This is a genomic window from Pseudomonas sp. EZ-C24, from assembly GCF_014525325.1.
In the GTDB taxonomy this organism is placed as follows: domain Bacteria; phylum Pseudomonadota; class Gammaproteobacteria; order Pseudomonadales; family Pseudomonadaceae; genus Aquipseudomonas; species Aquipseudomonas shirazensis.
This window is the reverse complement of sequence record NZ_JACDIU010000015.1, coordinates 233,065-257,375: the sequence shown is the minus strand read 5'-3', so window position 1 is coordinate 257,375 and position 24,311 is coordinate 233,065. Positions and strand designations below refer to the sequence as shown.

Annotated in this window: 21 protein-coding genes and 1 tRNA gene; 15 read left to right on the top strand and 7 right to left on the bottom strand. The window is 59.8% G+C overall.

The features are described 5' to 3' along the window. Positions 1–5 precede the first annotated feature (5 nt). The 5 genes from IDM28_RS16190 to IDM28_RS16170 all read left to right on the top strand — a co-directional run bounded on the left by IDM28_RS16190 (position 6) and on the right by IDM28_RS16170 (position 5,515). Positions 6–82 (top strand) — tRNA-Asp (locus IDM28_RS16190). A 399-nt stretch (positions 83–481) separates the two neighbouring features. Further along, positions 482–2,539 carry an ATP-binding cassette domain-containing protein gene (locus IDM28_RS16185; RefSeq protein WP_223175969.1) on the top strand — a complete coding sequence of 686 codons (2,058 nt, stop codon included), beginning with the start codon at positions 482–484 and terminating at the stop codon, positions 2,537–2,539. A gap of 2 nt (positions 2,540–2,541) precedes the next feature. Continuing rightward, positions 2,542–3,603: a glycine betaine ABC transporter substrate-binding protein gene (locus tag IDM28_RS16180; RefSeq protein ID WP_188036471.1), complete on the top strand. Its 1,062-nt coding sequence runs from the start codon at positions 2,542–2,544 to the stop codon at positions 3,601–3,603. After that, positions 3,600–4,502: a homocysteine S-methyltransferase family protein gene (locus IDM28_RS16175; protein ID WP_188036466.1), complete on the top strand. Its 903-nt coding sequence runs from the start codon at positions 3,600–3,602 to the stop codon at positions 4,500–4,502. Before IDM28_RS16180 ends, IDM28_RS16175 begins: the two co-directional genes overlap by 4 nt. Positions 4,503–4,654: 152 nt before the next feature. Beyond that, entirely contained in the window at positions 4,655–5,515 is an 861-nt protein-coding gene (locus tag IDM28_RS16170) for a DUF2242 domain-containing protein (RefSeq protein WP_188036465.1), read from the top strand. 69 nt (positions 5,516–5,584) lie between these two features. Here IDM28_RS16170 and IDM28_RS23925 read toward each other — a convergent pair whose 3' ends face one another. Both IDM28_RS23925 and IDM28_RS16165 read right to left on the bottom strand, forming a co-directional pair. Further along, a complete protein-coding gene (locus tag IDM28_RS23925; protein WP_262500154.1) occupies positions 5,585–5,911 on the bottom strand; it encodes a hypothetical protein in 327 nt (108 codons plus the stop codon). Beyond that, positions 5,799–6,419, bottom strand: a complete 621-nt coding sequence (locus IDM28_RS16165) for an IclR family transcriptional regulator (RefSeq protein ID WP_262500153.1) — start codon at positions 6,417–6,419, stop codon at positions 5,799–5,801. Before IDM28_RS16165 ends, IDM28_RS23925 begins: the two co-directional genes overlap by 113 nt. Before the next feature lie 82 nt (positions 6,420–6,501). On the opposite strand from IDM28_RS16165, the gene IDM28_RS16160 reads away from it, so the two are divergent. The 8 genes from IDM28_RS16160 (at position 6,502) to pcaF (ending at position 16,938) form a co-directional block, all read left to right on the top strand. After that, positions 6,502–7,308, top strand: coding sequence for an enoyl-CoA hydratase/isomerase family protein (locus tag IDM28_RS16160; RefSeq protein ID WP_150573543.1), 807 nt, complete (start codon positions 6,502–6,504; stop codon positions 7,306–7,308). 3 nt (positions 7,309–7,311) lie between these two features. Then, complete coding sequence (locus IDM28_RS16155; protein WP_150573544.1) at positions 7,312–9,393, top strand: acetate--CoA ligase family protein; 2,082 nt, start codon at positions 7,312–7,314, stop codon at positions 9,391–9,393. 215 nt (positions 9,394–9,608) lie between these two features. Further along, positions 9,609–10,436 (top strand): ABC transporter ATP-binding protein, encoded by an 828-nt coding sequence (locus IDM28_RS16150; protein WP_150573545.1) that lies wholly within the window; start codon positions 9,609–9,611, stop codon positions 10,434–10,436. A 26-nt stretch (positions 10,437–10,462) separates the two neighbouring features. After that, complete coding sequence (locus IDM28_RS16145; RefSeq protein ID WP_150573546.1) at positions 10,463–11,230, top strand: ABC transporter permease; 768 nt, start codon at positions 10,463–10,465, stop codon at positions 11,228–11,230. Positions 11,231–11,266: 36 nt separating this feature from the next. After that, positions 11,267–12,265, top strand: a complete 999-nt coding sequence (locus IDM28_RS16140; protein WP_188036464.1) for an ABC transporter substrate-binding protein — start codon at positions 11,267–11,269, stop codon at positions 12,263–12,265. Between the two features lie 78 nt (positions 12,266–12,343). Then, positions 12,344–13,594: an OprD family porin gene (locus tag IDM28_RS16135; protein ID WP_188036463.1), complete on the top strand. Its 1,251-nt coding sequence runs from the start codon at positions 12,344–12,346 to the stop codon at positions 13,592–13,594. Between the two features lie 27 nt (positions 13,595–13,621). Beyond that, positions 13,622–15,724, top strand: a complete 2,103-nt coding sequence (locus IDM28_RS16130; protein ID WP_188036462.1) for a 3-hydroxyacyl-CoA dehydrogenase NAD-binding domain-containing protein — start codon at positions 13,622–13,624, stop codon at positions 15,722–15,724. Then, positions 15,721–16,938, top strand: a complete 1,218-nt coding sequence (gene pcaF / locus IDM28_RS16125; RefSeq protein WP_188036461.1) for a 3-oxoadipyl-CoA thiolase — start codon at positions 15,721–15,723, stop codon at positions 16,936–16,938. The genes IDM28_RS16130 and pcaF overlap by 4 nt, the downstream gene beginning before the upstream one ends. A gap of 59 nt (positions 16,939–16,997) precedes the next feature. Here pcaF and IDM28_RS16120 read toward each other — a convergent pair whose 3' ends face one another. The 5 genes from IDM28_RS16120 to IDM28_RS16100 all read right to left on the bottom strand — a co-directional run bounded on the left by IDM28_RS16120 (position 16,998) and on the right by IDM28_RS16100 (position 21,829). Further along, positions 16,998–17,828, bottom strand: a complete 831-nt coding sequence (locus tag IDM28_RS16120; protein ID WP_188036460.1) for a molybdate ABC transporter substrate-binding protein — start codon at positions 17,826–17,828, stop codon at positions 16,998–17,000. A 243-nt stretch (positions 17,829–18,071) separates the two neighbouring features. Further along, entirely contained in the window at positions 18,072–19,016 is a 945-nt protein-coding gene (locus IDM28_RS16115) for an amidohydrolase family protein (protein WP_262500152.1), read from the bottom strand. Between the two features lie 58 nt (positions 19,017–19,074). After that, positions 19,075–19,893 (bottom strand): SDR family NAD(P)-dependent oxidoreductase, encoded by an 819-nt coding sequence (locus IDM28_RS16110; RefSeq protein WP_150573552.1) that lies wholly within the window; start codon positions 19,891–19,893, stop codon positions 19,075–19,077. Continuing rightward, the gene (locus IDM28_RS16105) at positions 19,890–20,465 is read right to left on the bottom strand and encodes a carboxymuconolactone decarboxylase family protein (RefSeq protein WP_150573553.1); all 576 of its coding nucleotides are present in this window, start codon (positions 20,463–20,465) and stop codon (positions 19,890–19,892) included. The genes IDM28_RS16110 and IDM28_RS16105 overlap by 4 nt, the downstream gene beginning before the upstream one ends. Continuing rightward, on the bottom strand, positions 20,462–21,829 hold the full coding sequence (locus IDM28_RS16100; RefSeq protein ID WP_262500151.1) for a cation:dicarboxylate symporter family transporter: 1,368 nt from the start codon (positions 21,827–21,829) through the stop codon (positions 20,462–20,464). Before IDM28_RS16100 ends, IDM28_RS16105 begins: the two co-directional genes overlap by 4 nt. Before the next feature lie 166 nt (positions 21,830–21,995). Here IDM28_RS16100 and IDM28_RS16095 point away from each other — a divergent pair, with 166 nt between their 5' ends. Both IDM28_RS16095 and IDM28_RS16090 read left to right on the top strand, forming a co-directional pair. Next, complete coding sequence (locus IDM28_RS16095; RefSeq protein ID WP_150573555.1) at positions 21,996–22,922, top strand: LysR family transcriptional regulator; 927 nt, start codon at positions 21,996–21,998, stop codon at positions 22,920–22,922. Positions 22,923–23,135: 213 nt separating this feature from the next. Beyond that, complete coding sequence (locus tag IDM28_RS16090; protein ID WP_262500150.1) at positions 23,136–23,990, top strand: alpha/beta fold hydrolase; 855 nt, start codon at positions 23,136–23,138, stop codon at positions 23,988–23,990. The last annotated feature ends 321 nt before the right edge of the window (positions 23,991–24,311 follow it).

Genomic DNA, 24,311 nt, shown 5'->3' with positions numbered 1-24,311 from the left:
GATACGCAGCGGTAGTTCAGTCGGTTAGAATACCGGCCTGTCACGCCGGGGGTCGCGGGTTCGAGTCCCGTCCGCTGCGCCATCTTCGCTTCGAGGCCCCTTGAACGCCTTGAAGCACACAGAGAAAGCGACCTTCGGGTCGCTTTTTTTGTGTCCAGCAGTTATCCCTCTTCATCGACGGTATCCACTCAGCGATAGAAGTGTGACGCTTGCTCAGGCGTGCCTGCGTGCTGAAGCATGCCGAGCCTCCTCGTGACTACGACGCACACGACTAAGCTAATTCTAAAAAAGTATTTATTTTGCTTTTTTAAGATCGTTTAGCTTTAACCCAACCCCAACGCCTTGCTGTCCAGTCAGGCGTTGTCCAGGCGTCGGGCTGAAGCAATATCCCACTGACGCCCGCTTTTTTTTCGTCAGCCTGTGAGCCGGTTTTGGCCCAGCTGATCTGTCGGGAGTCGTCGTGACAGTCATCCAATCGCCGCTGGCGCCAGTGTATGAGTCAGAGCTTGATCTCAATGTTTCCGAGCAGGACGACGGCGACGTGGTGCTTGAACTTCGCTCGGTGACCAAGCGCTACTTGCGTGGCAAGGGCACGCCATCGCTGCCTGCGGTCAATGACGTCAGTCTCAAGGTGCGCCGCGGTGAGGTCCTGTGCCTGATGGGCACCTCTGGCAGCGGTAAATCGACCCTGCTGCGTCACATCAACCGTCTGATCAAGCCGAGCCAAGGTGAAGTGCTCATCGACGGCCAGGCCCTCAGTGGCTTGAGCAACAGCGCGCTGCGGGTACTCAGGTCACGACGCATCGGCATGGTGTTCCAGCACTTTGGTCTCCTGCCCCATCGCACCGTGCTCGATAATGTCGCATTGCCGCTGGAGTTGAGCGGTGAAGCCGAGGGCGCTCGGCACGCGGCAGCTGCCGTGCAGCTCAAAGCGGTCGGGCTTGAGGGCTGGGGCGAGCATTATCCGCATGAGCTTTCCGGAGGTATGCAGCAGCGGGTTGGTCTGGCCAGGGCGCTGGTGTCGGAGCCGGACATCCTGTTGATGGACGAGCCGTTCAGCGCGTTGGACCCGACTATTCGCCGAGACCTGCAGCTGCACTTTCTGAGCCTGGTCCGTGAGCGTGGCATCACCACCTTGCTGGTGACCCATGATCCTGCTGAGGCGTTGCGACTGGCCGACCGTATAGCAGTCATGCGCGGCGGGCGACTGGTGCAATTGGCCGCACCGCAGGCGTTGCTCGAGCAGCCGGCTGACAGCGAAGTGGCGGATTTCTTCCGCGACTGCCAGCCCGCTTCGACCCCGCCGGCTGCGGCGAGCAGGTCAACCCAGACCGCCTTGCCAGCAGAGCGCCGGGCGCAGCCGGGCAGCACCGCCTTGCCTTGGTGGCAAGCAGCGCTGCTGGGGCCAGCCGCGTTAGCGGCGCGAGGCAAAGGCGCAGCCTTCTGGGGCACGTTTGGGGTCGAGCTAGCCGCGCTGGTCGGGCTGGCACAGTCGACTGCCGGGTGGCTGAGCATTCTCGCGCTGCTGGCACTGCTGGCAAGCCGCCTGACTGCGGTCAGGCTGAGCCGTCATGCGGGTGCAAGCGAAGGTACTGGCTGGCTACTGCCGCTGGCCTTGGTGGTTGTCTGCCAGGCGCTGGTGCTATGGCGTGTGGCGGCACCAGAGCCAAGCCACACGTTGCTGCAGTTTCCGGTCAACCGCCAGTTGCTGCTGGTAACCGCACAAGCGATCGACGACTTTATCGGTTGGTCGCAGGTCACCTTTGAGGGTGCATTCGTTGGTGTGATCGTGGCCGTGCGCACGGTGATCGAGGGTGTCGAAAACCTGTTGGGCTGGTTGCCATGGCCGGTTGCGGCACTGACGCTGGTGTACCTTGCCTGGCGCTCGGCTGGCTGGGGGCTGGCGTTCACCAGCGCCGCCGCCTTGGCGTATATCGGCGTGTTCGGCTTCTGGGACCACACCATTGCCACGCTGGCGCTGGTCGGCTCCTCGGTGCTGATTGCCCTGGTCATCGGCGTCCCCAGCGGGATCTTGTTGGCTAAACGGCCACTGCTGCGGCGGCTGATGACACCGTTGCTGGATGTCATGCAGACCTTGCCGACGTTTGTCTATCTGATCCCTGCCGTGGCGTTTTTTTCGGTCGGCAAGACGCCTGCGGTGATTGCTACCGTGATTTTTGCGCTGGCGCCGATGATTCGCCTGACCTCGCTGGGCATTCAGGAAGTCCCCAAGGATGCCCTCGAAGCCGCCGTCGCCCATGGCGCCAGCCCCTGGCAGACGCTGTGCAAGGTTGAGCTGCCGCTGGCTCGGCGCTCGCTGCTGCTGGGGATAAATCAAACCATTGTCATGAGCCTGTCGATGGTGGTGGTCGCTGCCTTGATCGGCGCCGGCGGCCTGGGTTACGACGTCATGACTGCGCTGCGCAACATCAAAGGCGGCGAGGGCGTGCTTGCGGGTATCGCGATTGTCGTGTGCGCGCTGATCCCTGATCGGATCATTCAATCGAGCCTGCGCAAGCAAGGCCAACTCTACCAGTGAAAGTGAGACTTACCGTGAACCCATCTTTATCGCGTAGCCTCGGCGCGCTGGCTGTACTGGCCGCCGTCATCGGTTCGAACACGGCGTTGGCCAAGGACAAGATCGTCATTGGCGAACAGAACTGGACTGGCGCAGTCGCCATTCAGTACATCCTCGGTGAAGTGCTGCAGAGCCGCCTCGACGCCGACGTCTCCTACCTGGCGGGGGACGTCCCGGTGCTGCTCAGTGCAGCGTCGAAAGGCGATGGTTCGGTAGACGTGCTGACCGACATCTGGATGCCCAACCAATCCGCTGCCTGGGCGAAATATGTCAGCGGTGCCAACCCTTCGCTGTTTCCGAACAAACAACCGTACACCGGCGAGCAAGGCTTTTACATCCCCGGCTATCTGCAGGACAAATACGGGGTGAAATCCGTGTATGACCTGAAGAAGCCGGAAGTCGCCGAGCTCTTCCAGCCACCGGGCGGCGGCAAGGCGCAGTTGCTGGTAGGGCCAGCGGGCTGGGAGTCAACCTACATCGGTGAGATCAAGGCCAAGGATTACCAGTTTGCCGATAAATTCGAGTCGATCTCCACCGAGGCAGCGGTCACCTATTCCAGGCTGGCGGCAGCTTACAAAGCAGGGCGAGGCGTGGTGTTCTATGCCTATACCCCGGACTGGATATTCTCCGCCTTCGACCTGCGCCGATTGCAGGAGCCGACATTCGATGGGTATGCCCAGGACAACAAGAAGGGGGATCCGTTGTACAAGGCTGACGGCTGCTGGAAGTTCATCAGCCCTACAGTTGACCCTGACTGGCTCAATAAAAGCCAGATCACTTGCGCGTACCCGGATGCCAAGGTTTACGTATTGTCGTCGGTCGCCCTGCAAAAGCGTGCACCGAAAATTGCCGCGTTTCTGCAAAACGTCGCTATTGAACCTGCGCAGCTCAATGACCTGATCCTCAAGATCGAAAAGGAGAAGCAGCCGGCTGAAGTTGCAGCCAAGGCGTGGGTCAAGGCTAACCCTGCCATCATTGCTCGTTGGCTGGGCGAGCCTCAACAGACCGTGAGTGCCAACCAATGAGTGCAGCCACTGTTCGTTTGTTGGATGGCGGCATGGGCCGTGAGCTGCAGCGCATCGGCGCACCGTTCAGGCAGCCGGAGTGGTCGGCGCTGGCATTGATTGAAGCGCCCGAGTTCGTGCTGCAGGCGCATCGCTCGTTCATCGCCGCTGGCGCCAGGATCATCAGCACCAACAGCTATGCCGTGGTGCCGTTTCACCTCGGTGAAGAGCGCTTTGCCGAGCATGCTCAGACGTTGGCCGAGAGGGCAGGGCGCCTTGCCCGCGAGGCTGCCGATGAGTCTCCCGCGCCAGTCACGGTGGCTGGCTCATTGCCGCCGGCGCTGGGATCTTACCGCCCGGATTTGTTCGATCATGCACGCAGTGTCGCCATTCACCGGCAACTCATTGCTGGCTTGCGCGAGCGGGTTGATGTCTGGCTGGCGGAAACACAAAGCTCTGTCGCCGAAGCTCGCGCCGTGGCCGAGGCGCTGGGTGCGCAGCCGAAGCCACTGTGGTTGTCCTTTACCTTGCTGGACGAGGTCGCCGGGGCCCCGCGCTTGCGCTCAGGTGAGGCGGTGGCTGAGGCCGTGCGTGTGGCGGCGGAGCTGGGCGCGGCCGTGGTGTTGTTCAACTGCAGCCAGCCAGAGGTGATGGCTGCGGCATTGCATGAAGCGCGCGTGGTCATCCAGCGCCTCGGTCAGGCCGTCGAGCTTGGGGTGTATGCCAATGCGTTTCCTCCAGTCAGCGCGGCGGCCAAGGCCAATAGTACCTTGCTCGAGATTCGTGATGATCTGACCCCTCAGGCATATCTGCAGTGGGCAAGTAGCTGGGTGGCCGCTGGCGCCAGTATCGTTGGCGGTTGCTGCGGGATCGGGCCGGAGCACATCGAGCGGTTGCATACACACCTGTCGGCAGGGTGATCGCGTCTTGCTATCTTGCTCACAGTGCCCCTATCACCGTGTTGAGGCAGCCCAGCTTTAGCCAAAGCTGACAGCCTCTTCACAGATCAACGGTTTAAGTCAGCGGGTATGTGTTGCACAATAGGCGCCATTCGACCAATCCGGTATTCATGATGTCCAGATCATCCGTCTTCGGTGCGCTCGGGCTGGCCCTTGTGCTGGCGGGCGTATCCGGTTGCTCCTCGAAAAAACCTGCGGTCTACGAGCACGAGAACTTCGATGACTCGGGCACCTACTCGCGCAGCTTCCCGGTCAGCGACGCCGGCTCCTGCGAAGCGGCCCGGCGCGCGTTGCTCAGCCAGGGCTACATCATCACCAGCACGGGCGACAACCAGATCGCCGGCAACAAGAGCTTTCAGCAGAACAGCGACAACCATCTGCAGATCAGCTTCAGCGTCACCTGTGCGCCCGACAGCAGCGATGACCAGCGTTCGACGATGTTCGCCAACGCCCTGCAGGATCGCTACGCGCTGAAAAAGTCCAATACCTCGGCCAGCCTTGGTGTAGGGATTCTTGGTTCGGTGTCGATGCCAATCGGTTCGAGCGATGATTCGATGGTCAAGGTGGCCAGCGAAACCGTCACGGCGCCGCAGTTCTATGAGCGCTACTTCGCGCTGGTCGAGAGCTTCCTGCCCAAGCCCAAACCGAAGAAGGCGAAAAAGGCTGAAGCCAAGGTGGAGGCGCCGAAGGCTGAACAGCCAGCGCCAGATCTGGGCCTGCCGGAGCAAGCGCCAGCGCCGGCTGCATTGGCTCCGGCTGCAGCGGTCGCGCCGGCAGCGGCCCCAGCGGCCCCAGCGGCTCCCGAAGCACCTGTAGTCGCCCCAGCGGCCGTTGCTCCCGTCAGCGAGGCACCTGCCGCGCCGCTGGTAGACGACAGCCGCAGCTCGCAGCCGGTCGCGCCCCCCAACGAGGCTTCGCCGATCCAGGTGCAGCAGGAGGCTCCGGCCAGCGAGGCGGCTCCGGCAGCGATGTGACTTGGGCGTGCGCGGTCTGATTTGGCCTCCAGCGTGTCACAGGTCATCGGCGTGGTTGTACGCTCACGCTTACTCAGCCTCGGGCAGACTCAACGATGCACGGATGGTAGCTGCAAGGCTCAGAAGGATCGGTGCGTATCGCTCGATCACGCCCTCTGGCGCCTCGGCGGTCGCCAGACTGATGTTCAGCGCGTGCGTCTTGTAAACCGGATGATTCAGCGGTGTCGCGATAGCAATCACCTCTGGCTGCCATGAAGCGACGCAATAGCCATTAGCCTGCACTTCAGCGACCGCTGCTTCGATGTCCATCACCAACTGGCCAGCCCTGGCCTCGCAGCGCCTTGATCTGAACAGCTCGATCAGCGGCCGTCGTTGGCTCTCCTCCAGGATCGACAAGTAGGCTCTGCCCAAGGATGTGACATCCATGGGCAGCCGCTGGCCGGTCAGCACGTTGCGCAGACTTGCGCCTGCTGAAGCGCACTGACTCCAGGTAGATCATCTCGTCACCGTCCGCTGCGGCCAGGCCAACATTCACCTGATGCTCACGTGCGATCTGCGTCATCAGGGGAGTGGCGACCTGCAGCAGAAAACTGCCGTGATACATGGAGTGAGCCATGCCCAGAATCGAAGGCGCCAGCCTATAGCCACCTTCAACCGTGTCGTAGTCGAGAAAGCCAGAGCGCACGAGGGTCTGCGTCAGCCTGCTTACAGTGGATTTGGACAGCCCTGTGATTTCGCTGAGGTCACCATTGCTGAGGTGTTCGCTGCCTGGCCTGAATGCACGAAGAATATCCAGCCCGCGTTCCAGCGAGCGATTCTGCGGCGCCTTACCCTGACCAGGAATGTGGGGGGAGGGTGGCCCTCCTTTACCTTGTTCCAGCAGGTGGAATGGTCGCGTTGTCATGAAACTCCCTCTCCCTCAGATTGGAATCAAGCTTGGCTTATCGCCGAGCGTTCAATCAACCGAATAATAAGAGAGGCACCGCATGACGACTTCCCCGGAATTGTCCAATCCGATCGACCTTAGCGTTACCGATGGTATTGCGACCCTGACGCTCAACCGCCCAGAAGCGCGTAACGCCATCAGCGATGACATGCGGTCTTTGCTCATCGAGCACCTGGAGCGTGTTGCAGCCGACAGCAGCATCAAGGCACTGATCGTTACTGGTGCTGGCAAAGGGTTCTGCGCAGGGGGCGATATCAGGGGCATGCAAGCGCGAATGAGTGCGCCGGCCGGTTCGGTTGCCTTCAACGGTTGGAAGCGTCAGCAACGTGTGCACCATGCAGTGTCGCTGTTGCACAACCTGCCCAAACCCACCATTGCTGCAGTCAACGGCGCGGCAACCGGCCTAGGCTGCGATATGGCCCTGAGCTGCGACTTCATCATCGCCTCCGAGCAGGCCTCGTTTGCCATGAGCTATATCGCGCGCGGCCTTATCCCTGATGGCGGAGGCCTTTACTTCCTGCCACGGCGTGTCGGTCTGAGCAAAGCCAAAGAGCTCATTTTCAGCGGTCGTACCGTTGCACCGTCCGAAGCACAACAAATCGGCATGATCGATCGCGTGACGCAACATGACAACCTGCTCCCAGCTGCTCAGGATTGGGCACAGCAGATTTCCGCCGGCTCGGCGACGGCCCTGGCGTTAAGCAAGTCGATCCTCAACAACACGTTCGAACTCACTCAAGGCCAGATCTTCTCCATGGGCAGCCAGGCTCAGGGTATCTGTTACACCTCAAGCGAGCACCAGGAGTCGGTTGCCGACTTCCTGGCTCGTAAAGCAGAGCGGAGCTGAATCATGGATCAGATTTCACGTCTCCTCAGCCCTGCCAGCGTTGCCGTAATCGGTGCGTCCGGTGATGCTCGCAAAACCTCGGGCCGGCCCATCGCGTTTCTTCGCAAACACGGCTTCGAGGGCCGCCTGTATCCTGTCAATCCGCGCTATGAAGAAATCGACGGACTGCGCTGCTACCCCTCGGTGGATGCGCTTCCCGAGGTGCCGGATGTCGCGATCATTCTGCTCGGGCCGGAGCGCGCCAACCAGGCTGTCGCTGACCTTGCTCGTCGTGGTTGCCCTGCTGCGATAGTCCTGGCCGGTGGCTATGGCGAAACCGGTACGGTTGGCGCGCTACGCCAGGAGGAACTGAAAGTTGCGCGCGGTGCGATGCGTATTCTCGGTCCGAATACCATTGGCCTGGTCAACCTCACAGACCGGGTAACCCTGTCTGCCAGTGGGGCACTGGACATGGACCAGTTGCTCGCCGGCCGTGTCGCTGTAGTTTCCCAGAGCGGTGGCATCCTCGGTGCGCTGCTCTCGCGCGGTGTCGCTGCCGGGATCGGCTTTTCCAAGCTCATTTCCACCAGCAATGAAGTCGACCTGGACGTTGCCGATTTCGTCGACTATCTCGCCGATGACCCAGCTACCTCGGTAATCGCGCTTTACATCGAAGGCCTGCGCGACAGTGACAAATTCAGTCGGGCCGCGCGCAAAGCCCACGCTGCCGGCAAGCCTGTCGTGGTGTATAAGGTTGGCCGATCGGAAGCAGGTGCTCATGCGGCCAATTCACACACCGGCGCACTGGCGGGATCCGACGACCTGTATTGCGCCTACTTCAAACAACTCGGTGTGATTCGCGCAGAAACATTCGCTGATCTGCTCGATATCCCTTTTGCGTTGGCCAGCGGCAGGACGATGAATGGCCGTCGCGTCGCCATCCTTACCTCGACCGGAGGCGCTGGCACGCTGATCGCTGACAATCTGGGCATGAGTGGATTCGAGACGCCTGCGCCTGGCCCGGTGACTGCCGAGAAGCTGCGCAACCTGGATATCGGCGATCAGGCGGTCCTTGATCGCAACCCAATCGATCTGACGTTGGCTGGTCTGCAGCCAGAATTGATGCGCAGCGCCATTGGAATTCTTCTACAAAGCGATGACTACGATGCAGTAGTCAGCGTGGTTGGCTCATCCGGCGTCGCTCAACCTCATTTGATGGCGGATGCCATTCGCGACAGTTTGGCCAGTTCGGACAAGCCAGTACTCGCCTACATCAGCCCCCACGCGCCGGCTGCAGCGCAGCGGATCAACGGCTCAGGCGGCGTTGCATTCAACGCACCTGAGAGCTGCGCCAGTGCGCTCAAAGCTCTGCTGCAGCGCCAGCAAGTGATTACGCAAAGCGAAACCGGCAGTGCCCCCGCAGTGTTCCCAAGAGCGTTTGATGAACTGCCCAGTGGTCCGCTGGACGAGGAGCGCAGCAAGCGTCTTTATGCAGATTTCGGTATCCCCGTAACCCGAGAGCGCATCGTGAAAAATCGCGTGGAAGCGGCCCAGGCAGCGCGTGAGCTCGGCGGGCGGGTAGTGCTGAAAGTACTCTCTGAACGGATCCCGCACAAAAGCGAGGTTGGTGGCGTGGCCTTGCATCTTTGCTCCGACGACATCGGCGCTCGCCTCGACAGGATGCGTGATGAAGTCAGCAGCCATGTCGGCTTCACCCCTGAGTGCTTCCTCGTACAGGAAATGGTAACGGGTGGGCAGGAATTGATCCTGGGTTTCCATCGAGACCCTCAGCTCGGCCCTGCGCTACTGGTCGGCATGGGTGGCGTTACCGCTGAGCTGTTCCAGGATACGACTCTACGTCTGCTTCCGGTCAATGAAGACCAGGCCCGGCAGATGCTCAGCGAGCTCAAGACCTACCCGCTGCTGGATGGTTTTCGTGGGATGCCGATGGCAGATGTCGATGCCGCTGTCAGGTGCATCGTGGCGTTTTCGGACATGGCTATGCAGTTGGGCGAGCGTTTGCTCGAAGCCGAGATCAATCCGCTGCTGGTTCGCCCAGCGGGGAGTGGCGTGGTCGCGCTTGATGGTTTGACGATCATTGCCTGACAAATCACTGTTCCACTAGGTGGAACAGTGGCTTTGACCTTGTATCTCACGCTTGCATAATCAATGAACGCTTCATTTCTGACTCATAACAATAAGTAGGTCGCTATGAACACTCTCTATTCCGCCGTTTCTGGGCGTAGCGCTCTCTCGACCACTTCAGTTGCGACTCTCAAGAACCTTGAGATGAACATCCTCTTCGTGCCGGGAGTAACGCCATGACCGCCGTGTTGAAAAGTGCCACCTCACCAGAGCCAATCGGCGCCAAAGCCGCCTCACCAACGGTCATCTCATTCAGAGAAGTTTCCAAGTCTTTCACAGTGAAGGGCGTCGCTAAACAAGCCTCCCACGGTATCAACGTAGATATCCAGCAAGGCCAGGTGGTCACCATCATCGGCCCGTCCGGCTGTGGCAAGTCGACGCTGCTGAACATGGTCGCCGGCTTGTTCGCCCCTACAACAGGTGAAGTTCAGTATCGCGGCGAAGTTGTAAAAGGCATCAATGGCCGTACTGGCTACATGACCCAGAGCGACCACTTGCTGCCATGGCGAGACGTAACCGGCAACATCGCCATACCGCTGGAAATCCAGGGCGTGCCTAAAGCAAAGCGGCAGGAGCGAATTCGCGAACTGATTGCCCAGGTGGGTCTTGAAGGTCATGAAAAAGCCTATCCAAGCCAGCTTTCCGGAGGCATGCGCAAGCGCGCGGCCCTGGCCCGGCTGCTTGCCTATGACCCGGAAACGCTGCTGATGGATGAGCCATTCGCCGCATTGGATGCGCAACTGCGGATGCGTATGCAGACCGAGCTATTCAAACTCAGCCGGCAGTTGAAAAAAACAGTGCTGTTTGTAACTCACGACCTGGATGAGGCTGTCGCTTTGGGTGACCGCTGCCTGATTTTCTCCGGTCGTCCGGGGACCATCGTGCGTGACGTCGAGATCCCGCTGGGTGATGAGCGCAACATTCTCCAGCTGCGCAAGGATCCGCGCTATCACCAGCTCTGTGGTGATCTCTGGGAGTTCATCACGCCTTCTCACGACGCCTAAGGTCCTTCTTCTGGAGAGTTATCAACATGAAAATCTTCCTCGGTCGCCTCGCCATCTTCGCCTTTATCTTTCTGTCCTGGCAGTTCGCTTCCGGCCCTCTGATCGACCCGTTCTTTGTCAGTTCGCCGCTGGAGATCGGCGGGCGCTTCATCGACCTGGTTGCGAGCGGTCGACTGTTCTCCCACGGCTGGATCACAGTTGTTGAAACACTGGTTGGCTTCTTCTTCGGCGCCTGTGCGGGTATCTCGGTGGGCTTGATCCTCGGACGCAACGAGCTGCTGGCGAAGTTGCTCGACCCTATCCTGGTCTCGATCTACAGCCTGCCGAAAGTCGCTCTGGCGCCGCTTTTCATCATGTGGTTCGGTATCGGCATCGAGATGAAGATCATCCTCACTGCCACCATCGTTTTCTTCCTGGTCTTTCTCAACACCTATAGCGGCGTACGTGCGGTAGAGCGTGAGCAGCTGGAAATCTTGCGGTTGATGGGCGCCAAGGAGCATCACTTGATCACCAAAGTGGTCCTGCCGTCCGCCATTCAGTGGGTGTTTACCGGCCTCAAGATGTCGGTGCCCTATGCCCTGATTGGCGCCATCGTCGGTGAAATCATGGCTGCCAACAGGGGGCTGGGCTACCTGCTGCAAGACGCTGCCGGCCAACTGGATACCGCAGGTGTGTTCGCTGCGCTGATCGCCATCATCACCTTGGCACTGATCCTTCAAGCCGCTGTACGCAAGCTCGAAGCGTCCTTGATGCCTTGGAAGAAGGATCAAGAAGAGCGCGAGCTGTCTGTCTGAATAAAACCACCACAACAACAAGAAGAGGTCTTCATCATGTCTATCAAAGGTCTGGTAACTGCGCTGGGGTTGAGCGTTGCCATGGGTGCAACCAGCTTTTATGCAAAGGCCGCCGACACCATCAAAGTTGCCTTGGGTACCGAGGGATTTGTCCACATGCCATTGTTCGTGGCCCTTGATGGCGGCATGTTCAAGAAGCACGGGCTGGACGTTGAACTGGTGAAATTCAAAGGCGGTGGCGCAGCGGCCTCGGGTCTTGCCAGCCGTTCGGTGGAGTTTTGCTCGTGTGCGATTCAGAACGCGATCAATGCCAAGGTAAAGGGGGCGGATATCACGTTGCTCGGGCGTCTGGTCGGCCAGTATGCCAGCAACGTCGTCATTCATCAGGACTTGGCCGAGCGTCTCGGCCTGACTGCCGATTCCACCGTTGAACAACGTCTGGCGGCGTTCAAGGGTCTGCGTCTGGCGGTCAGCGGTGCAGGCGGCAGCGCTGACTTTCTGGTGCGTTTCCTCGGCCAGGAAGCGCGCTTGAATCCGGAGAAAGACTTCACCCTGTTGTATCTGAACAACGGCGCCGCCATGTTGGCTGCCTTTGCGCAGAACAAGATCGATGGCTTCGCGCTGTCATCGCCAGCCTCCGATAGCGCTGTCATCGATCATAAGGGCTACACCCTGCTCGACATGTCCGAAGGCATGGTGCCTGAACTCGACGGCTATCCTTCGATTGCCCTTAGCGCCCGCCGTCAGTGGGCGATCGAGAACCAGGACACGGTCAAGGCATTCCTCGCCGCCCTTGGTGACGCTACCAAACTGATCAATGACCAGCCGCAGGAAGCGATGAAGGTCGTTCGCAATCGCTTTGAAGGTGTCAACGACAAGGTCTATGCAGCTGCCTGGGAAAACAACCGCAAGTCATTCCCACAGACGCCTTATCTGACCAAGGACGAAGTCGAGCGCGCGATCAAGTTCCTCGGTGCGATTCAGAAAGAGAACATCCCTGGTACGGCGGACGACTACCTGACCCAGGTGCGCTGAAGCCACTCGCGATCTCCCGCCATCGAGGCAGTGGCAGCAGACTGCCCCCTCGCGCGATCTCTTATCAGGTAAGCATTGATGATCAAAAATATACCGCTCTATGCGGCAGGGGTTGGTGTTGCCGCATATCTGCCACTCGCAGGCGCGCAAGGTTTTTTTGAAGACAGCAAAGCGTCGCTGGAACTGCGCAACTTTTACATGAGCCGAGACTTTCGTGAAGGTAGCGCTCAATCCAAGCGGCAGGAGTGGGCGCAAGGTTTCATTCTGCGCTACGAGTCAGGCTACACCCCAGGCGTAATAGGCGTTGGCGTCGATGCAATAGGCATGTTTGGGCTAAAGCTGGATTCAGGCCCCGGTCGTGCGGGTACTGGTTTGCTGCCTGTGCAGGATGATGGTGATGTGCCTGACAACTATTCCAAAGCCGGCGGGACGCTGAAGATCAAGGTGTCCGACAGTGAGCTGCGGGTCGGCACACTGCTGCCAAGGTGGCCGACCCTGGTCTCCAACAACGGACGGCTGCTGCCACAGACGTTCGAGGGCGCGCAGATCCAGATCAAGGAATGGAAAGCTCTGGAGCTTACTGGAGCCAAGATCCAGGGCACCGTTTATCGCGATCAGTCCGGCTCGACCGGGCTGGCCCTGAATAACAAGAATCGGCGTTTCAGTGGTCCGCTTGATGGCGGTGACTTCAATCTGATCGGGGCGACGTTGCACGCTGGCGAGACGACCGATCTGTTGGCCCAGTACGCGGTGTTCGAAGACCTCTATACCCAGCGATTCTATGGTTTGACCGATCGGCGCAAGGGCAGCTGGGGCGTCTTCACCAGCGATGTGCGTTTGTTCGACAGCGACGACCACGGGCAAGCCCGCGGCGGTCCCGTCGACAACCGTGCCCTCAGTGTCATGGGTACCTACAAGCTCGGTGGCCATTCCTTCGGCCTGGGCTACCAGAAAATGTCTGGCGACTCGGCATTTCCTTACGTCGATGGCACCGACCCGTACCTGGTGAATTTCGTGCAGGTTGGCGACTTCGCCGAGAAGGATGAGCGATCTTGGCAGGCACGCTACGACTTCGATCTTGCCAGCGTTGGGATCACTGGGCTGACCTTCATGACGCGTTACCTCAAAGGCAGCCAGGCCGATGTACGGAGCATGGACTCGAGCTCGGATGGTGAGCGCGAGCTTGATGTCGAGCTGCAGTACGTGTTGCAGAGCGGGTCGCTGAAGGGCCTGAGCATGCGCCTGCGCAGCGCTACCTACCGTGCCGACTTTGCCCGCGATGCAGATGATGTGCGGGTGATCGTCAGCTACCCACTGTCGCTTCTGTAATTGCTTACCTTCACCAGGAGAGAAACGATGCACTCCCTCGTAACGCTTCAACGCGAAGGTGATATCGGCCTGATCATCGTCGATAACCCGCAGGTCAATGCCCTATCGCGGGAGGTCCGTGAGCTGATGCTGACGTGCCTTGAACAGGCGCTCGCTGCTCCAGATATTCAGGCAATAGTCATCGTCTGCGATGGAAGAACGTTCATCGCCGGCGCTGACATCAAGGAGTTTGACCTGCCATTGCAAGCGCCGCACCTGCCAGACGTAGCAGCATCGATTGAACGTTCATCGAAGCCCGTCATTGCCGCGATGCACGGCTCGGTTCTGGGCGGCGGCCTCGAGCTGGCGCTCGCCTGTCATTACCGAATCGCCGCACCCGATACTCGCTTCGGGCTACCAGAGGTGAGCCTGGGTTTGATCCCGGGCGCCGGAGCAACTCAGCGCCTGCCACGTTTGTGTGGCATGCAACTGGCGCTGGAAATGGTAGTTGGGGGGGAGCAGATCGGTGCAGCACGCGCACTGGAAGTGGGGTTGCTGGACAATCTGACTCGCTCGTCTGTGCTCGAGTCTGCGCTGGTGTTCGCCAAGCAACGAATCGGTCAGCCGATTCGACGTACACGTGAGCTGCGCGTGCCCGAATTCGATGCGCAGGCCTTGCAGCAACGAATGCAGGCGATGCTTCGCAAAGTAGAAGGTCAAGAGGCTCCAGCCCTGGCCCTCCAGGCGCTTCAGGCCGCGGGGCGAGTGCCCTTCGAAGAAGCTATGCGGCTTGAGCGCGAGCTTTTTGTAGCGCGGCGGCAAAGCGCCCAGGCCAGCGCGCTACGCCACGTGTTCTTCGCCGAGCGTGACCTGGCCGCCCGGCGCCGCGCCCTGGCCAAGCAGGCCCCAGTGCGCAGCGTGGGGACAGTGGCAGTGATTGGCGCTGGGACGATGGGGAGTGGCATTGCGCTGTGTCTCGCCAACGCGGGTATTGCAACCATTGTCATCGATACTCAGCCCCCGGCATTGGATCGGGGTAGATCGACAATCGCGAGCTATTACGCCAGCGCCTTGGACAAGGGCCGGTTAACCCCGGCCCAGGCCGCCGAGCACACCGGGTTGATCCGCTACGGAAGCAGTCTTGAACAGGTGGCTGGTGCGGATCTGATCATCGAGGCGGTATTCGAAGACCTTGCCGTCAAGCAAGAGGTCTTCCGCCAGCTCGATCGTTTCGCCCGTCCCGGTGCCATTCTGGCAACCAATACGTCCTACCTTGATGTCGATGCCATTGCTGCTGTTACCAGTCGCCCAGGTGACGTCATCGGCATGCATTTCTTCAGCCCCGCGCATGTCATGAAGCTGCTGGAAGTTGTGAAGACCGCGCATCTGGAAGGGGATGTGCTCGCTACGGTACTGCAGCTGGGTGGACGCTTGGGCAAGACGGCCATCGCCGTAGGCAACTGCTATGGCTTCGTGGGCAATCGGTTGCTGGCTGTGCGTGAGCGCGAGGCAGCTTTCTTGCTCGAGGAGGGGGCAGCTCCTGAAGATGTCGACCGAGTGATGCGTGCCTTTGGTTTCCCGATTGGCCCCTTTGAACTTCGTGACCTGGCCGGGGTTGATATCGCTTGGCTGAATCGTAAAGGCCGGGGAGAAAGCCTGGGCATGGCCGAGCGCAGCTGCAATTTGATTGAGCAGTTGTATGAGGCTGGCCGCCTGGGGCAAAAGTCCGGCGCGGGCTATTACCGATACCAGGACGGTCAGCGCAAGGGCGTACCCGATCCGAGTGTAGCCCGTATGCTGGCAGAGCACCGGCATGCCAAAGGGCTGCAGACGCGTGTCATCGGTGATGAGGAGATCTTGCAGCGCTGCTTGTTCGTGATGATCAATGAAGCCGCGCGCATGCTCGAACAAGGCCTCGTGGACAACCCGAATGACATCGACCTGGTGTGGATTCACGGTTATGGATTCCCACGCTACCGTGGTGGGCTTCTCTATCATGCCGATCAGGTCGGGCTGGCCAGGATCTGCGCCGCTATCGAACAGTGGGCGGGCGAACACCCAGATCGGGATCTGCGCGTCTCGGCACTGTTGCAGGCGCGGGCAAAAAGCGGCGTACCACTCAGCGAGTGCTACGCGGAGGTGATTCGATGAGTCGCGACGTGTTTATCTGTGATGCAGTGCGAACGCCTATTGGTCGTCTTAACGGAGCCCTTGGCTCAGTGCGCGCGGATGACCTCGCTGCCATCCCGCTCAGGGCGTTGATCGCGCGCAATCCCGGTATCGACTGGGCAGCGCTGGACGAGGTGTTCATGGGCTGCGCGAATCAGTCAGGTGAGGATAACCGTAATGTGGCGCGGATGGCGCTGCTGCTTGCCGGGCTGCCGGTGACGGTTCCAGGCTTGACAGTGAATCGGCTGTGCGCCTCTGGCATGGAGGCGGTGGGTGCTGCCTATCGGGCCATTTCAAATGGCGACATGGAGCTGGCAATAGCAGCCGGTGTCGAGTCGATGACCCGCGCACCTTATGTGCTGGGCAAGGCTGAAGGTGCCTTTGGCCGCGGGCAGAAACTGGAGGATACGACGCTCGGCTGGCGCTTCGTCAATCCGGCAATGCAAAGCGCATATGGCGTGGATAGCATGCCGGTAACAGGCGATAACGTCGCCCGGCAGTACGGCGTTTCTCGCGAGGATCAGGACGCCATGGCGCTGCGCAGCCAAGCCCGAGCGGCCAGTGCGTTGGCGCGAGGATTCCATGCCGAGGAGATCATTGCCGTGACCATCCCCGGCAAGAAAGGCGATACCGTCGTAGAGCATGACGAGCACCCCCGTCCAGACACCACTGCGCAGGCCTTGGCCAAGCTCAAGCCGGTAAACGGTACTGATTTCACAGTTACCGCCGGCAACGCCTCGGGTTTGAATGACGGTGCAAGCGCGATGATTCTCGCCAGTGCCGACGCTGTGGCCAGGTATGGCCTCAGAGCCCGAGCACGCGTGCTTGGAATGGCCAGCGCTGGGGTAAGGCCCGACGTGATGGGCATTGGTCCGGTGCCCGCTGTGCGCAAACTTCTGCAGCGCTTGAATATGACGATCGAGGCCTTCGACGTTATCGAACTCAATGAAGCGTTTGCGTCTCAGGGACTGGCGGTGATGCGCGAGCTCGGATTGCCCGACGACAGTGAACGAGTCAATCCAAATGGCGGAGCAATTGCACTGGGCCATCCGTTGGGGATGAGCGGCAATCGACTGGTACTTACCGGGGTACACCAACTTGAGAAGGCCGGAGGCCGCTACGGCCTGGCGACCATGTGTGTCGGTGTTGGCCAAGGCCTCGCGCTGGCCTTTGAACGGGTCGATGCGACAGGCTAGCCGAAATGTCATGACGTTAAACAACAGGCGCCGCAAGGTGCCTGTTGTCTTTTAGGCGGTCAATCAGCGTGCCTGGCTTTGGTATCTTGCCCTTGGGAAACGTGAGAGGGGGCCGGTTCGAGGCCGCTTTGTTCGAGCAATCTGTGGGCGTCGGCGCTGTTGAGGTAAGCGAGGAACTCAAGTGCAACGCTGGCGTTGCTGGTACCACTGGCCACGGCCGCGTAGAACCGGCTGACCTTCTGTACCTCGTCAGGCAGAGGGCCCAGGTAATCCACGCCTGGGGTAACTTTCAATTCGCTGATCTGCTGCATACCGATGTCGGCGTCTCCGCGGACGAGTGCTGTGCCCACAAGTTCCTTGCCCTGAATCTCGACAGTTTTCTGCTTGACCAGATCAGCGATGCCCAGGCGAGCGAACAGCTCGCTACGGATGTAGACACCGCTGGCGCCTTGCGAATATGCGATCTTGTCCGAGCTCAGCAGCGCAGCACGCAGTGCGGCGACCGTGGATACATCCAGCTGCGGATGGCCTTTGGGCACGCCTACCCCAATTCGCGAGTCGGCGATCGCCTGGCGAGTCGCCATATCGAACGCCCCACTCGGGGCCAGCAGATCCAGGGTCTCGCTGGCCATGATGGCCAGGTCCATAGCTTCGTTATGCTTGATTCGCTGTGGTATGGACTCTGGCGAGTCTCCCATCGAAGGCCCCCAACTGATGCTGAGTTTGTTGCCACTGGCTTTCTCGTACGCCGGCTGCAGGTGGGCCATAGCCCCCTTCAGTGCGCCGCTCGCAATTATCTTGAGCTCGGCCGCATCAGCGCCGGCAGCAAAGCTCAACAGGCTGGCAAGGCCCGTCGAGAGCAGTAGCGGAGCAGATCTTGTTTTTTTCATAGGGCTACCTTCGAAAGGGCGCCGTTCAGGCGCCGCGTGTGTTGATGAATAGCGAATACAACGAGGTAGTAGAAGCCATCAGCAGGCAATTACGCCGCAGGCCGCCAGAGCAAAGGTTTCCATCGAGGTCGGCGCGCCGATCACGGGTCACCCATCTGGCCTGAAGGGCCGATTGGCGAAACACGCCCATGACGCCTGTAGCAAGCATGCCAGTGCATCATGCAGCCGTTGAAGGGTCGAACCTTAACGGTACAAGCGCGCCGGGTTGTCGACCAGTACGGCCTGCTTCAGCGCTGAGCTGTCACATACCTGCTGGATGAAGTGGAGCAGTTGTTGGTCGTCCGGAGGGTTGCCCTTGATGTTGGGATGTGGCCAGTCGGAGCCCCAGATTGCCCGCTCCGGCGCGCATTGCAGAAGTTCACGAACGTAATCCAGGGCCTGTGGCCATGGACCAGGCTGGCCTTGCATGGCCCGATCGATGCCGGACAGCTTGATCCAGCGCTTCGACTGCGCGAGGTGCTTGCTCAGCGCAGAGAGCTCCAGCCGATCCAGAGGCCTGGTGAAGTCAGGCCGCGCCATATGGTCAATAACCAGAGGCGTTTCCAGGTCCTGCCACTGGTCCAGTAGCGGCAGTAACGTGGGCAGTTCTCCATGTACCAGCACATGCCAGCCAAACGGCGCAACACGTTCGGCCAGTTGCCGCAGTTTATGCGGATCACGTGCGCCCGGCAGATGGCTCATGAGGTTGAAGCGGATGCCGCGAAACCCACCGTCGTGCAGGGTCTGCAGGTGTGCATCGGACGTGCTCTCGTCGATGAGACCTACGCCCCGGTAGTGACCGCCGCTTTCGGCGATTGCCGCAAGAATGGCCGAATGATCAGTGCCATAGGGAGCGGCCTGAACCAGGACGCCGTGTTCAATTCCAAGGCGCTGGTGCAGTGCCAGAAGATCGGTAAACGGCGCAGGGGAGGGGGTGTAGGCGGCATCGGCTGGGAGCGGGAAGCGATCCCAGGGGCCGTAAATATGAGTGTGGCAATCCCATATCCCAGGCGCACCGGTTGGACTGGACATACTGGCTCCAAATGTCTGGCTGATTGTTCCGCCGAGCAGGCTCAGGCCTGCGGCAGCGATTGCGGTTTGCTTGATGAACAGGCGCCGTGAGGCCTGAACGTGATGTTGATCGTTCATGCTGACCTGCTCTTGTTGTTTGTCGGTGGACGAGGCCTGGCGTGGGCCCCGCACGTAATCAGCCGCAGCGCACGGTCATGCCGCCGTCGACGACGATCTCGGTACCTGTCACGAAGCGTGACTCATCACTGGCCAGGTACAGCGCGGCGTAAGCGGTGTCACGGCCATCGCCCATAAAACCGAGTGGGATACGCGCCAGGCGCGAATCGAGCAGCTTGTTGACGTCGCCGCCGGTACGCTGGCCGGCAAGACGCACTTCGACCATTGGCGTGTGCAGCTGGCCAGGCACCACGGTGTTGACCCGAATACCTTTTGGCGCGTACTCAACCGCGGTCACACGGCCCAACTGGATGACCCCGGCCTTGCTCGCGGCGTAGGCCACCTGCGCCGAGCCGGTGAAGCGAATGCCAGAAGTCGAAGCGGTATTGATGATGGAACCGCTACCTTGAGCCGCCATTACCGGAATCACGTGCTTGCACGTCAGGTAGACGCTTTTCAGGTTCAGCGCGATTTGTGCGTCAAACCTGTCTTCTGCCAGCGCAACTGCCCCGCCCGCAGCCGAACCGCCGACGTTGTTCACCAGCACGTCGATAGTGCCGTAGGCGTTCTTGCAAGCCTCGACCATCGCAGCCACTGCTGCGCTGTCGGTCACGTCGCAGGCATATGGGGTAACGTCGCCACCGGCTTCCCGAATACGCTTGAGGGTTTCCTCCATGGCACCCAGGTCGCGATCGACAGCGAATACCTTGGCGCCGGCCAGGGCGAACAAGACTGCTACAGCGCGGCCGTTACCCCAGCCGGTACCTACACAACCGGCGCCGGTGACGAGCGCGACTTTGCCTTTCAAGCGGTCGCTGGTTGGAATAACTTCATTCATGCGGTAATCCTCAGATTCAACGTAGTAGGCAGTTCGGGCATCACGCCAGCAGGTGGCGGCACTTCGAATACCTTGATGGTCATGGAGATCAGCGTGTAGTAGCCGGCAATGCCGACCAGATCGACGGCGGCATCGTTGCCCAGTACCTTGATGAATTCCTGGTACAGGCCGTCGCTGATGGCGCGGCTGTCGTGCAGCTCGCGGATGAAGCGATATACCAACGCTTCATCAGGTTTGTTGAACGCCGGTGCCTCGCCGTCGCGTATCGCGTCGATGATCTCCGGCGCCAGGCCAGCCTCGAGGGCGAACGGCTTGTGTGCCGCCCACTCGTATTCGGCGAGCCAATGGCGTCCCATCAGCAGGATGGCCAGTTCGGACAGACGCGGTTCAAGACAACTGTCATAGCGGCAATAGCGTCCCAACGCCTGGGCGCATTCGGCCAGCTCGGGGCGATGGAGCCAGATCGCAAGTGGGCCGCGCACGCCTTTGCGTGGGCCATTTGCGATGCGCTCGTACACAGCGTGCTGAGCGTCGGTCAGGTGTTGCGGATCAATGGCAGGCAAGCGATTCATGGCCGTTCCTGTAACGAGTGCTGAATGTGCGATTGAGAGTGGGGCTGGCCTTCGCAGGTGGCTGGCGTCGTCACGCCCCGAGCTTCGCTGACATCGGAGGGGCGCAGCAAACTGCGAGTAGGTGCTCGGCCCGTTTCACGTTCGAAAGCCTCGGGGTCGAACGCACCTTCCCAGCGGGCAATGGCAAACACGGCGATGGTATTGCCGACAATGTTGGTCAGAGCGGTAGCGGTTGCCATGATTCGATCAATCCCGAACAGAAGGCCCAGGCCACTGAGGGGAAGGGTCTGCACGGATTGCAGGGTGGCTGCCAGCTTGATAAACGCGCCACCAGCGACGGTAGTACCGCCCTTGGAGGTAATGCTGAGGATTGCCAGAAGACCGGCTTGCTGCCACAGAGAGAACGGCGTATCCGTCGCTTGTGCAATGAAGCCGATGGCGATCGCCATGTAGATCGCGGTGCCGTCCAGGTTGAAGCTGTAGCCCGCCGGAAGCACGAAGCCAACCACGACTTCATCACAGCCGGTGCGCTTGAGTTTCTCGATGAGCCGTGGGAATGCGACCTCACCGGAGGCCGTGCCGAATACCAGCAGGATCTCGTCGCGGATCAGTCGCAGCACGGTCATGAAGGGCAATCCAATCGACCAACTGATGGTCCCCAGGACACCAAACACGAACAGCAGCGAAGCGGCGTAGTACACGGCAATCAGCTTGAGCAGGTAGAACAGGGTGTCGCCGCCATAACTGCCGATCGCGGCTGCCATTGCGCCAAAGGCACCCAAGGGTGCCAGCTTCATGATGAAACCGAGCATCTTGAAAAGAATGGTTTGTGCCTCATCAATCGCCCGTACTGCTACGGACTCGGGGCCACACGTACGGTTGATGGCGATACCGGCCAATACCGAAATCAGCAGGACTTGAATGATGTCGCCTTTGGCAAAAGCGTCGACAAGAGTGTGTGGGATCAAGCTGAGCAGGTAGTTGATGACCGAGACTTCACCGGCTGCTGCAGTGGCCTTTATTGCCGCAGATGATTCGTTCATGCCGGTTGCATGCAAACCGACACCCGGCTCGACCACGTTCACCAAGACAAAGCCGACGAGCATCGCGACCGTGCTGACAACCTCGAAGTAGAGAAGCGACTTCATCCCCAGCCGGCCGAGCTTGCGCATGTCCTGAACGTGTGTAAGACCGTGGACCAAGGTCACGAAGACAATCGGCGCGAGCATCATCTTCAGGAGCGCGATAAAGGCCTGCCCGATCGGTTTCATGGCGACGGCCCAAGTCGGCGCGGCAAAACCCAGGGCTATGGCAGCGACAAGTGCTATCAGTACCTGGATGTGGAGCTTCTTCAACTGATTCATGGCTGTTCCTCGCCCACGGAATAGGCGTAATTGTTCTTGTGATTCGTATGCTGGGATGGCCAATCCCACTGGCATAGCTATTGGAACTGAGCATAGAGAACTGGCTTAGTGGCTGCAAAAACCTTATTTTGATAAAAAGCTATGCCTGTTAAGCATGGGGTGAGAGATGGATATTCGTGAGCTTCGTTCCTTCGTAAAGGTCGCCCAGTGTGGCGGTTTCAGCCGAGCGGCAAGGGAGCTGTTCATTGCTCAGCCGGCGCTCAGTCGGCAGATTGCCAAGCTGGAAGAACAGCTGCAGGTCGAGCTTTTCACTCGCCATGGCAAGGGTGTCGAACTGACGGCCGCAGGCTCCCGTCTGCTTGAGCGCGCCGAGATCATGCTGCGCTACATGGAAGAAACCGCCGACCACGTGCGCAACAGCGCGGATGAGGAGCGGGGACACCTGGCGATAGGTCTGCCCCCGGCCATTGGCTCTATCGTCGGGCCACAATTGATCCGCACGTTCAAGGAGCGGTGGCCAAAGGCATCGCTGCATGCGCTGGAGGGCCTGAGTACATCGTTGCAGGAATGGCTACTCGAGGGCCGCATCGATATCGCGGTTGTATACAACCAGCCGCTGATCGAAGCGTTCGATGTGCGTCCCTTGTTCAGCGAGCGGATGGTGCTGGTTGGTCCACTTGGGGAGACTTCGCGTAATGTCCGTTTGACTGCGCTCGGCGACTTCCCTTTGATTTTGCCCGGATTGCCCCACAGCAACCGGCGCCTGGTTGAGCAGATCGCTGCGCAAAATTCGGTCCGCCTGAATGTCGTGCTTGAGGTCGATAGTGTCAGTCTGACCAAGCGACTGGTCGCCGAGGGGCTTGGCTATTCGATTCTTGCGCATGCCGCTGTCCAGCAGGACATGGATGATCAAACGCTGGTAGGACATGCAATCGAAAGACCCGGAATTCGCTCGACTGTTTCACTGGCTCGGCTACGCGAGCGACGCAGTTCACGCTTGGCTTTGAGCTATGAAAAGATTCTGCTGGAAACCCTGGAAGAGCTGGTCACGGTGGGTGCGTGGAAAGAAGCAACGCATTGGTTGGCGCATTGACGCGCATGCGCGAAGCGGTGCAGGTGGATCGTTGCGCTGCGCAGTGCCCCGGCGAGGGCCATGCTTAATTGTCATGGGTCGCGATCACCACAAGGTATTTGTGTAGTTTCGGTAAATGCATAGTCTGCTGGCAGCGGAGCACGTATCTGCTCGCGCAATTCCAGATAAAAACAAAAGGCACAGACCATGCGTTCAAGCTACTTCGCAACTTCAATGACCCTGCTCGGTATTTGCCTGACTAGTCAGGCTGCTCACGCCAGTAACGAGGTGACCGTCCTGACCGCCAGCAAGGGCGATGTTCACATTGAGGCGTTGGTCCAGGGTTCAGGCAAGACTATCGTCATCCTGCCATCCAAAGGCCGTGGTGCTCACGACTACGATCAGGTGGCGCGCTATCTGGCCGATGACGGTTATCGCGTGATACGACCAGAGCCACGCGGTATCAACGGCAGCCGGGCTCCCATGGACACGCCTACCTTGCATGACTTTGCGGCCGATGTTGCGCTGGTGATGGACAAGGCGCAGACCGGAGCTGCAATTGTCGTCGGCCACGCCTGGGGCAGCCAGCCTGCTCGAGTGCTTGCAGTTGATCGCCCTGATCTGGTCAAAGGCGTGGTGCTGGCTGCGGCCTCCATTGGCAAGCTGCCTGCCGGATCGTCGGAAAAGCCATATGGCAGGATGGTTGAAGCAATCAAAGGGGCAGGAAACTATGCATTGCCCGAAGCCCAGCGGCTCAAATACCTTGAGCTGGCTTTCTTCGCTCCTGGTAATGACGCCCGGGCCTGGCTACCTGGCTGGTATGACCAAACCCATGTCGCTCAGGATCACGCCCGCGACAGCACCCCGGTTGAAAGCTACTGGTCGGCTGGCAGCACAGTGCCTATTCTGGATCTTCAAGCAGAAAAGGATGCCGTGGTGATCCCCAATATCCTCAAGTCCATGCTCGGCGACCGTGTTGAACATCAAGTGATTGCCGGTGCTGGTCATGCGATGGCACCAGAGCAGCCCAAGGCAATGGCGGATGCGATTGCCCATTTCGCCAATCGGGTATACGTATCCAAAGACTAAGCTTGCGACTACGTGCGCTTCGAGGGGGCAGGTGGTGGCTGTTTTTCGGTTTGAGTTGCAACGCCTCGCCAGCGGGTCTGATGCTGTTTTACCGTTGCAGCTTGTTGCAGCTTATTGTTACAGCTTGCCAGGCGTAATCCTTCGAACCCCTGCTACGTTTATCACTCATAAGCTTGTCATCAATGCGTCATGCGCCCGCTTTAGCGTGGCGACATGAGCCAACATCATGAGTGAAGAGGAAGCAGGGCGATGGACGACTATCAGGAAGAGCTGCTCGAATATCAGGCCTATGAACTGGACGCCCCCGAACCAGACGACGCC

What these genes read in the sequence shown, in the direction of transcription:
- IDM28_RS16175 (WP_188036466.1), top strand. Translation starts at nt 3,600, where the DNA reads ATGAGTGCAGCCACTGTTCGTTTGTTGGATGGCGGCATGGGCCGTGAG.
- IDM28_RS16170 (WP_188036465.1), top strand. Translation starts at nt 4,655, where the DNA reads ATGTCCAGATCATCCGTCTTCGGTGCGCTCGGGCTGGCCCTTGTGCTG.
- IDM28_RS16165 (WP_262500153.1), bottom strand. Translation starts at nt 6,419, where the DNA reads ATGACAACGCGACCATTCCACCTGCTGGAACAAGGTAAAGGAGGGCCA.
- IDM28_RS16160 (WP_150573543.1), top strand. Translation starts at nt 6,502, where the DNA reads ATGACGACTTCCCCGGAATTGTCCAATCCGATCGACCTTAGCGTTACC.
- IDM28_RS16155 (WP_150573544.1), top strand. Translation starts at nt 7,312, where the DNA reads ATGGATCAGATTTCACGTCTCCTCAGCCCTGCCAGCGTTGCCGTAATC.
- IDM28_RS16150 (WP_150573545.1), top strand. Translation starts at nt 9,609, where the DNA reads ATGACCGCCGTGTTGAAAAGTGCCACCTCACCAGAGCCAATCGGCGCC.
- IDM28_RS16145 (WP_150573546.1), top strand. Translation starts at nt 10,463, where the DNA reads ATGAAAATCTTCCTCGGTCGCCTCGCCATCTTCGCCTTTATCTTTCTG.
- IDM28_RS16140 (WP_188036464.1), top strand. Translation starts at nt 11,267, where the DNA reads ATGTCTATCAAAGGTCTGGTAACTGCGCTGGGGTTGAGCGTTGCCATG.
- IDM28_RS16135 (WP_188036463.1), top strand. Translation starts at nt 12,344, where the DNA reads ATGATCAAAAATATACCGCTCTATGCGGCAGGGGTTGGTGTTGCCGCA.
- IDM28_RS16130 (WP_188036462.1), top strand. Translation starts at nt 13,622, where the DNA reads ATGCACTCCCTCGTAACGCTTCAACGCGAAGGTGATATCGGCCTGATC.
- pcaF (WP_188036461.1), top strand. Translation starts at nt 15,721, where the DNA reads ATGAGTCGCGACGTGTTTATCTGTGATGCAGTGCGAACGCCTATTGGT.
- IDM28_RS16120 (WP_188036460.1), bottom strand. Translation starts at nt 17,828, where the DNA reads ATGAAAAAAACAAGATCTGCTCCGCTACTGCTCTCGACGGGCCTTGCC.
- IDM28_RS16115 (WP_262500152.1), bottom strand. Translation starts at nt 19,016, where the DNA reads ATGAACGATCAACATCACGTTCAGGCCTCACGGCGCCTGTTCATCAAG.
- IDM28_RS16110 (WP_150573552.1), bottom strand. Translation starts at nt 19,893, where the DNA reads ATGAATGAAGTTATTCCAACCAGCGACCGCTTGAAAGGCAAAGTCGCG.
- IDM28_RS16105 (WP_150573553.1), bottom strand. Translation starts at nt 20,465, where the DNA reads ATGAATCGCTTGCCTGCCATTGATCCGCAACACCTGACCGACGCTCAG.
- IDM28_RS16100 (WP_262500151.1), bottom strand. Translation starts at nt 21,829, where the DNA reads ATGAATCAGTTGAAGAAGCTCCACATCCAGGTACTGATAGCACTTGTC.
- IDM28_RS16095 (WP_150573555.1), top strand. Translation starts at nt 21,996, where the DNA reads ATGGATATTCGTGAGCTTCGTTCCTTCGTAAAGGTCGCCCAGTGTGGC.
- IDM28_RS16090 (WP_262500150.1), top strand. Translation starts at nt 23,136, where the DNA reads ATGACCCTGCTCGGTATTTGCCTGACTAGTCAGGCTGCTCACGCCAGT.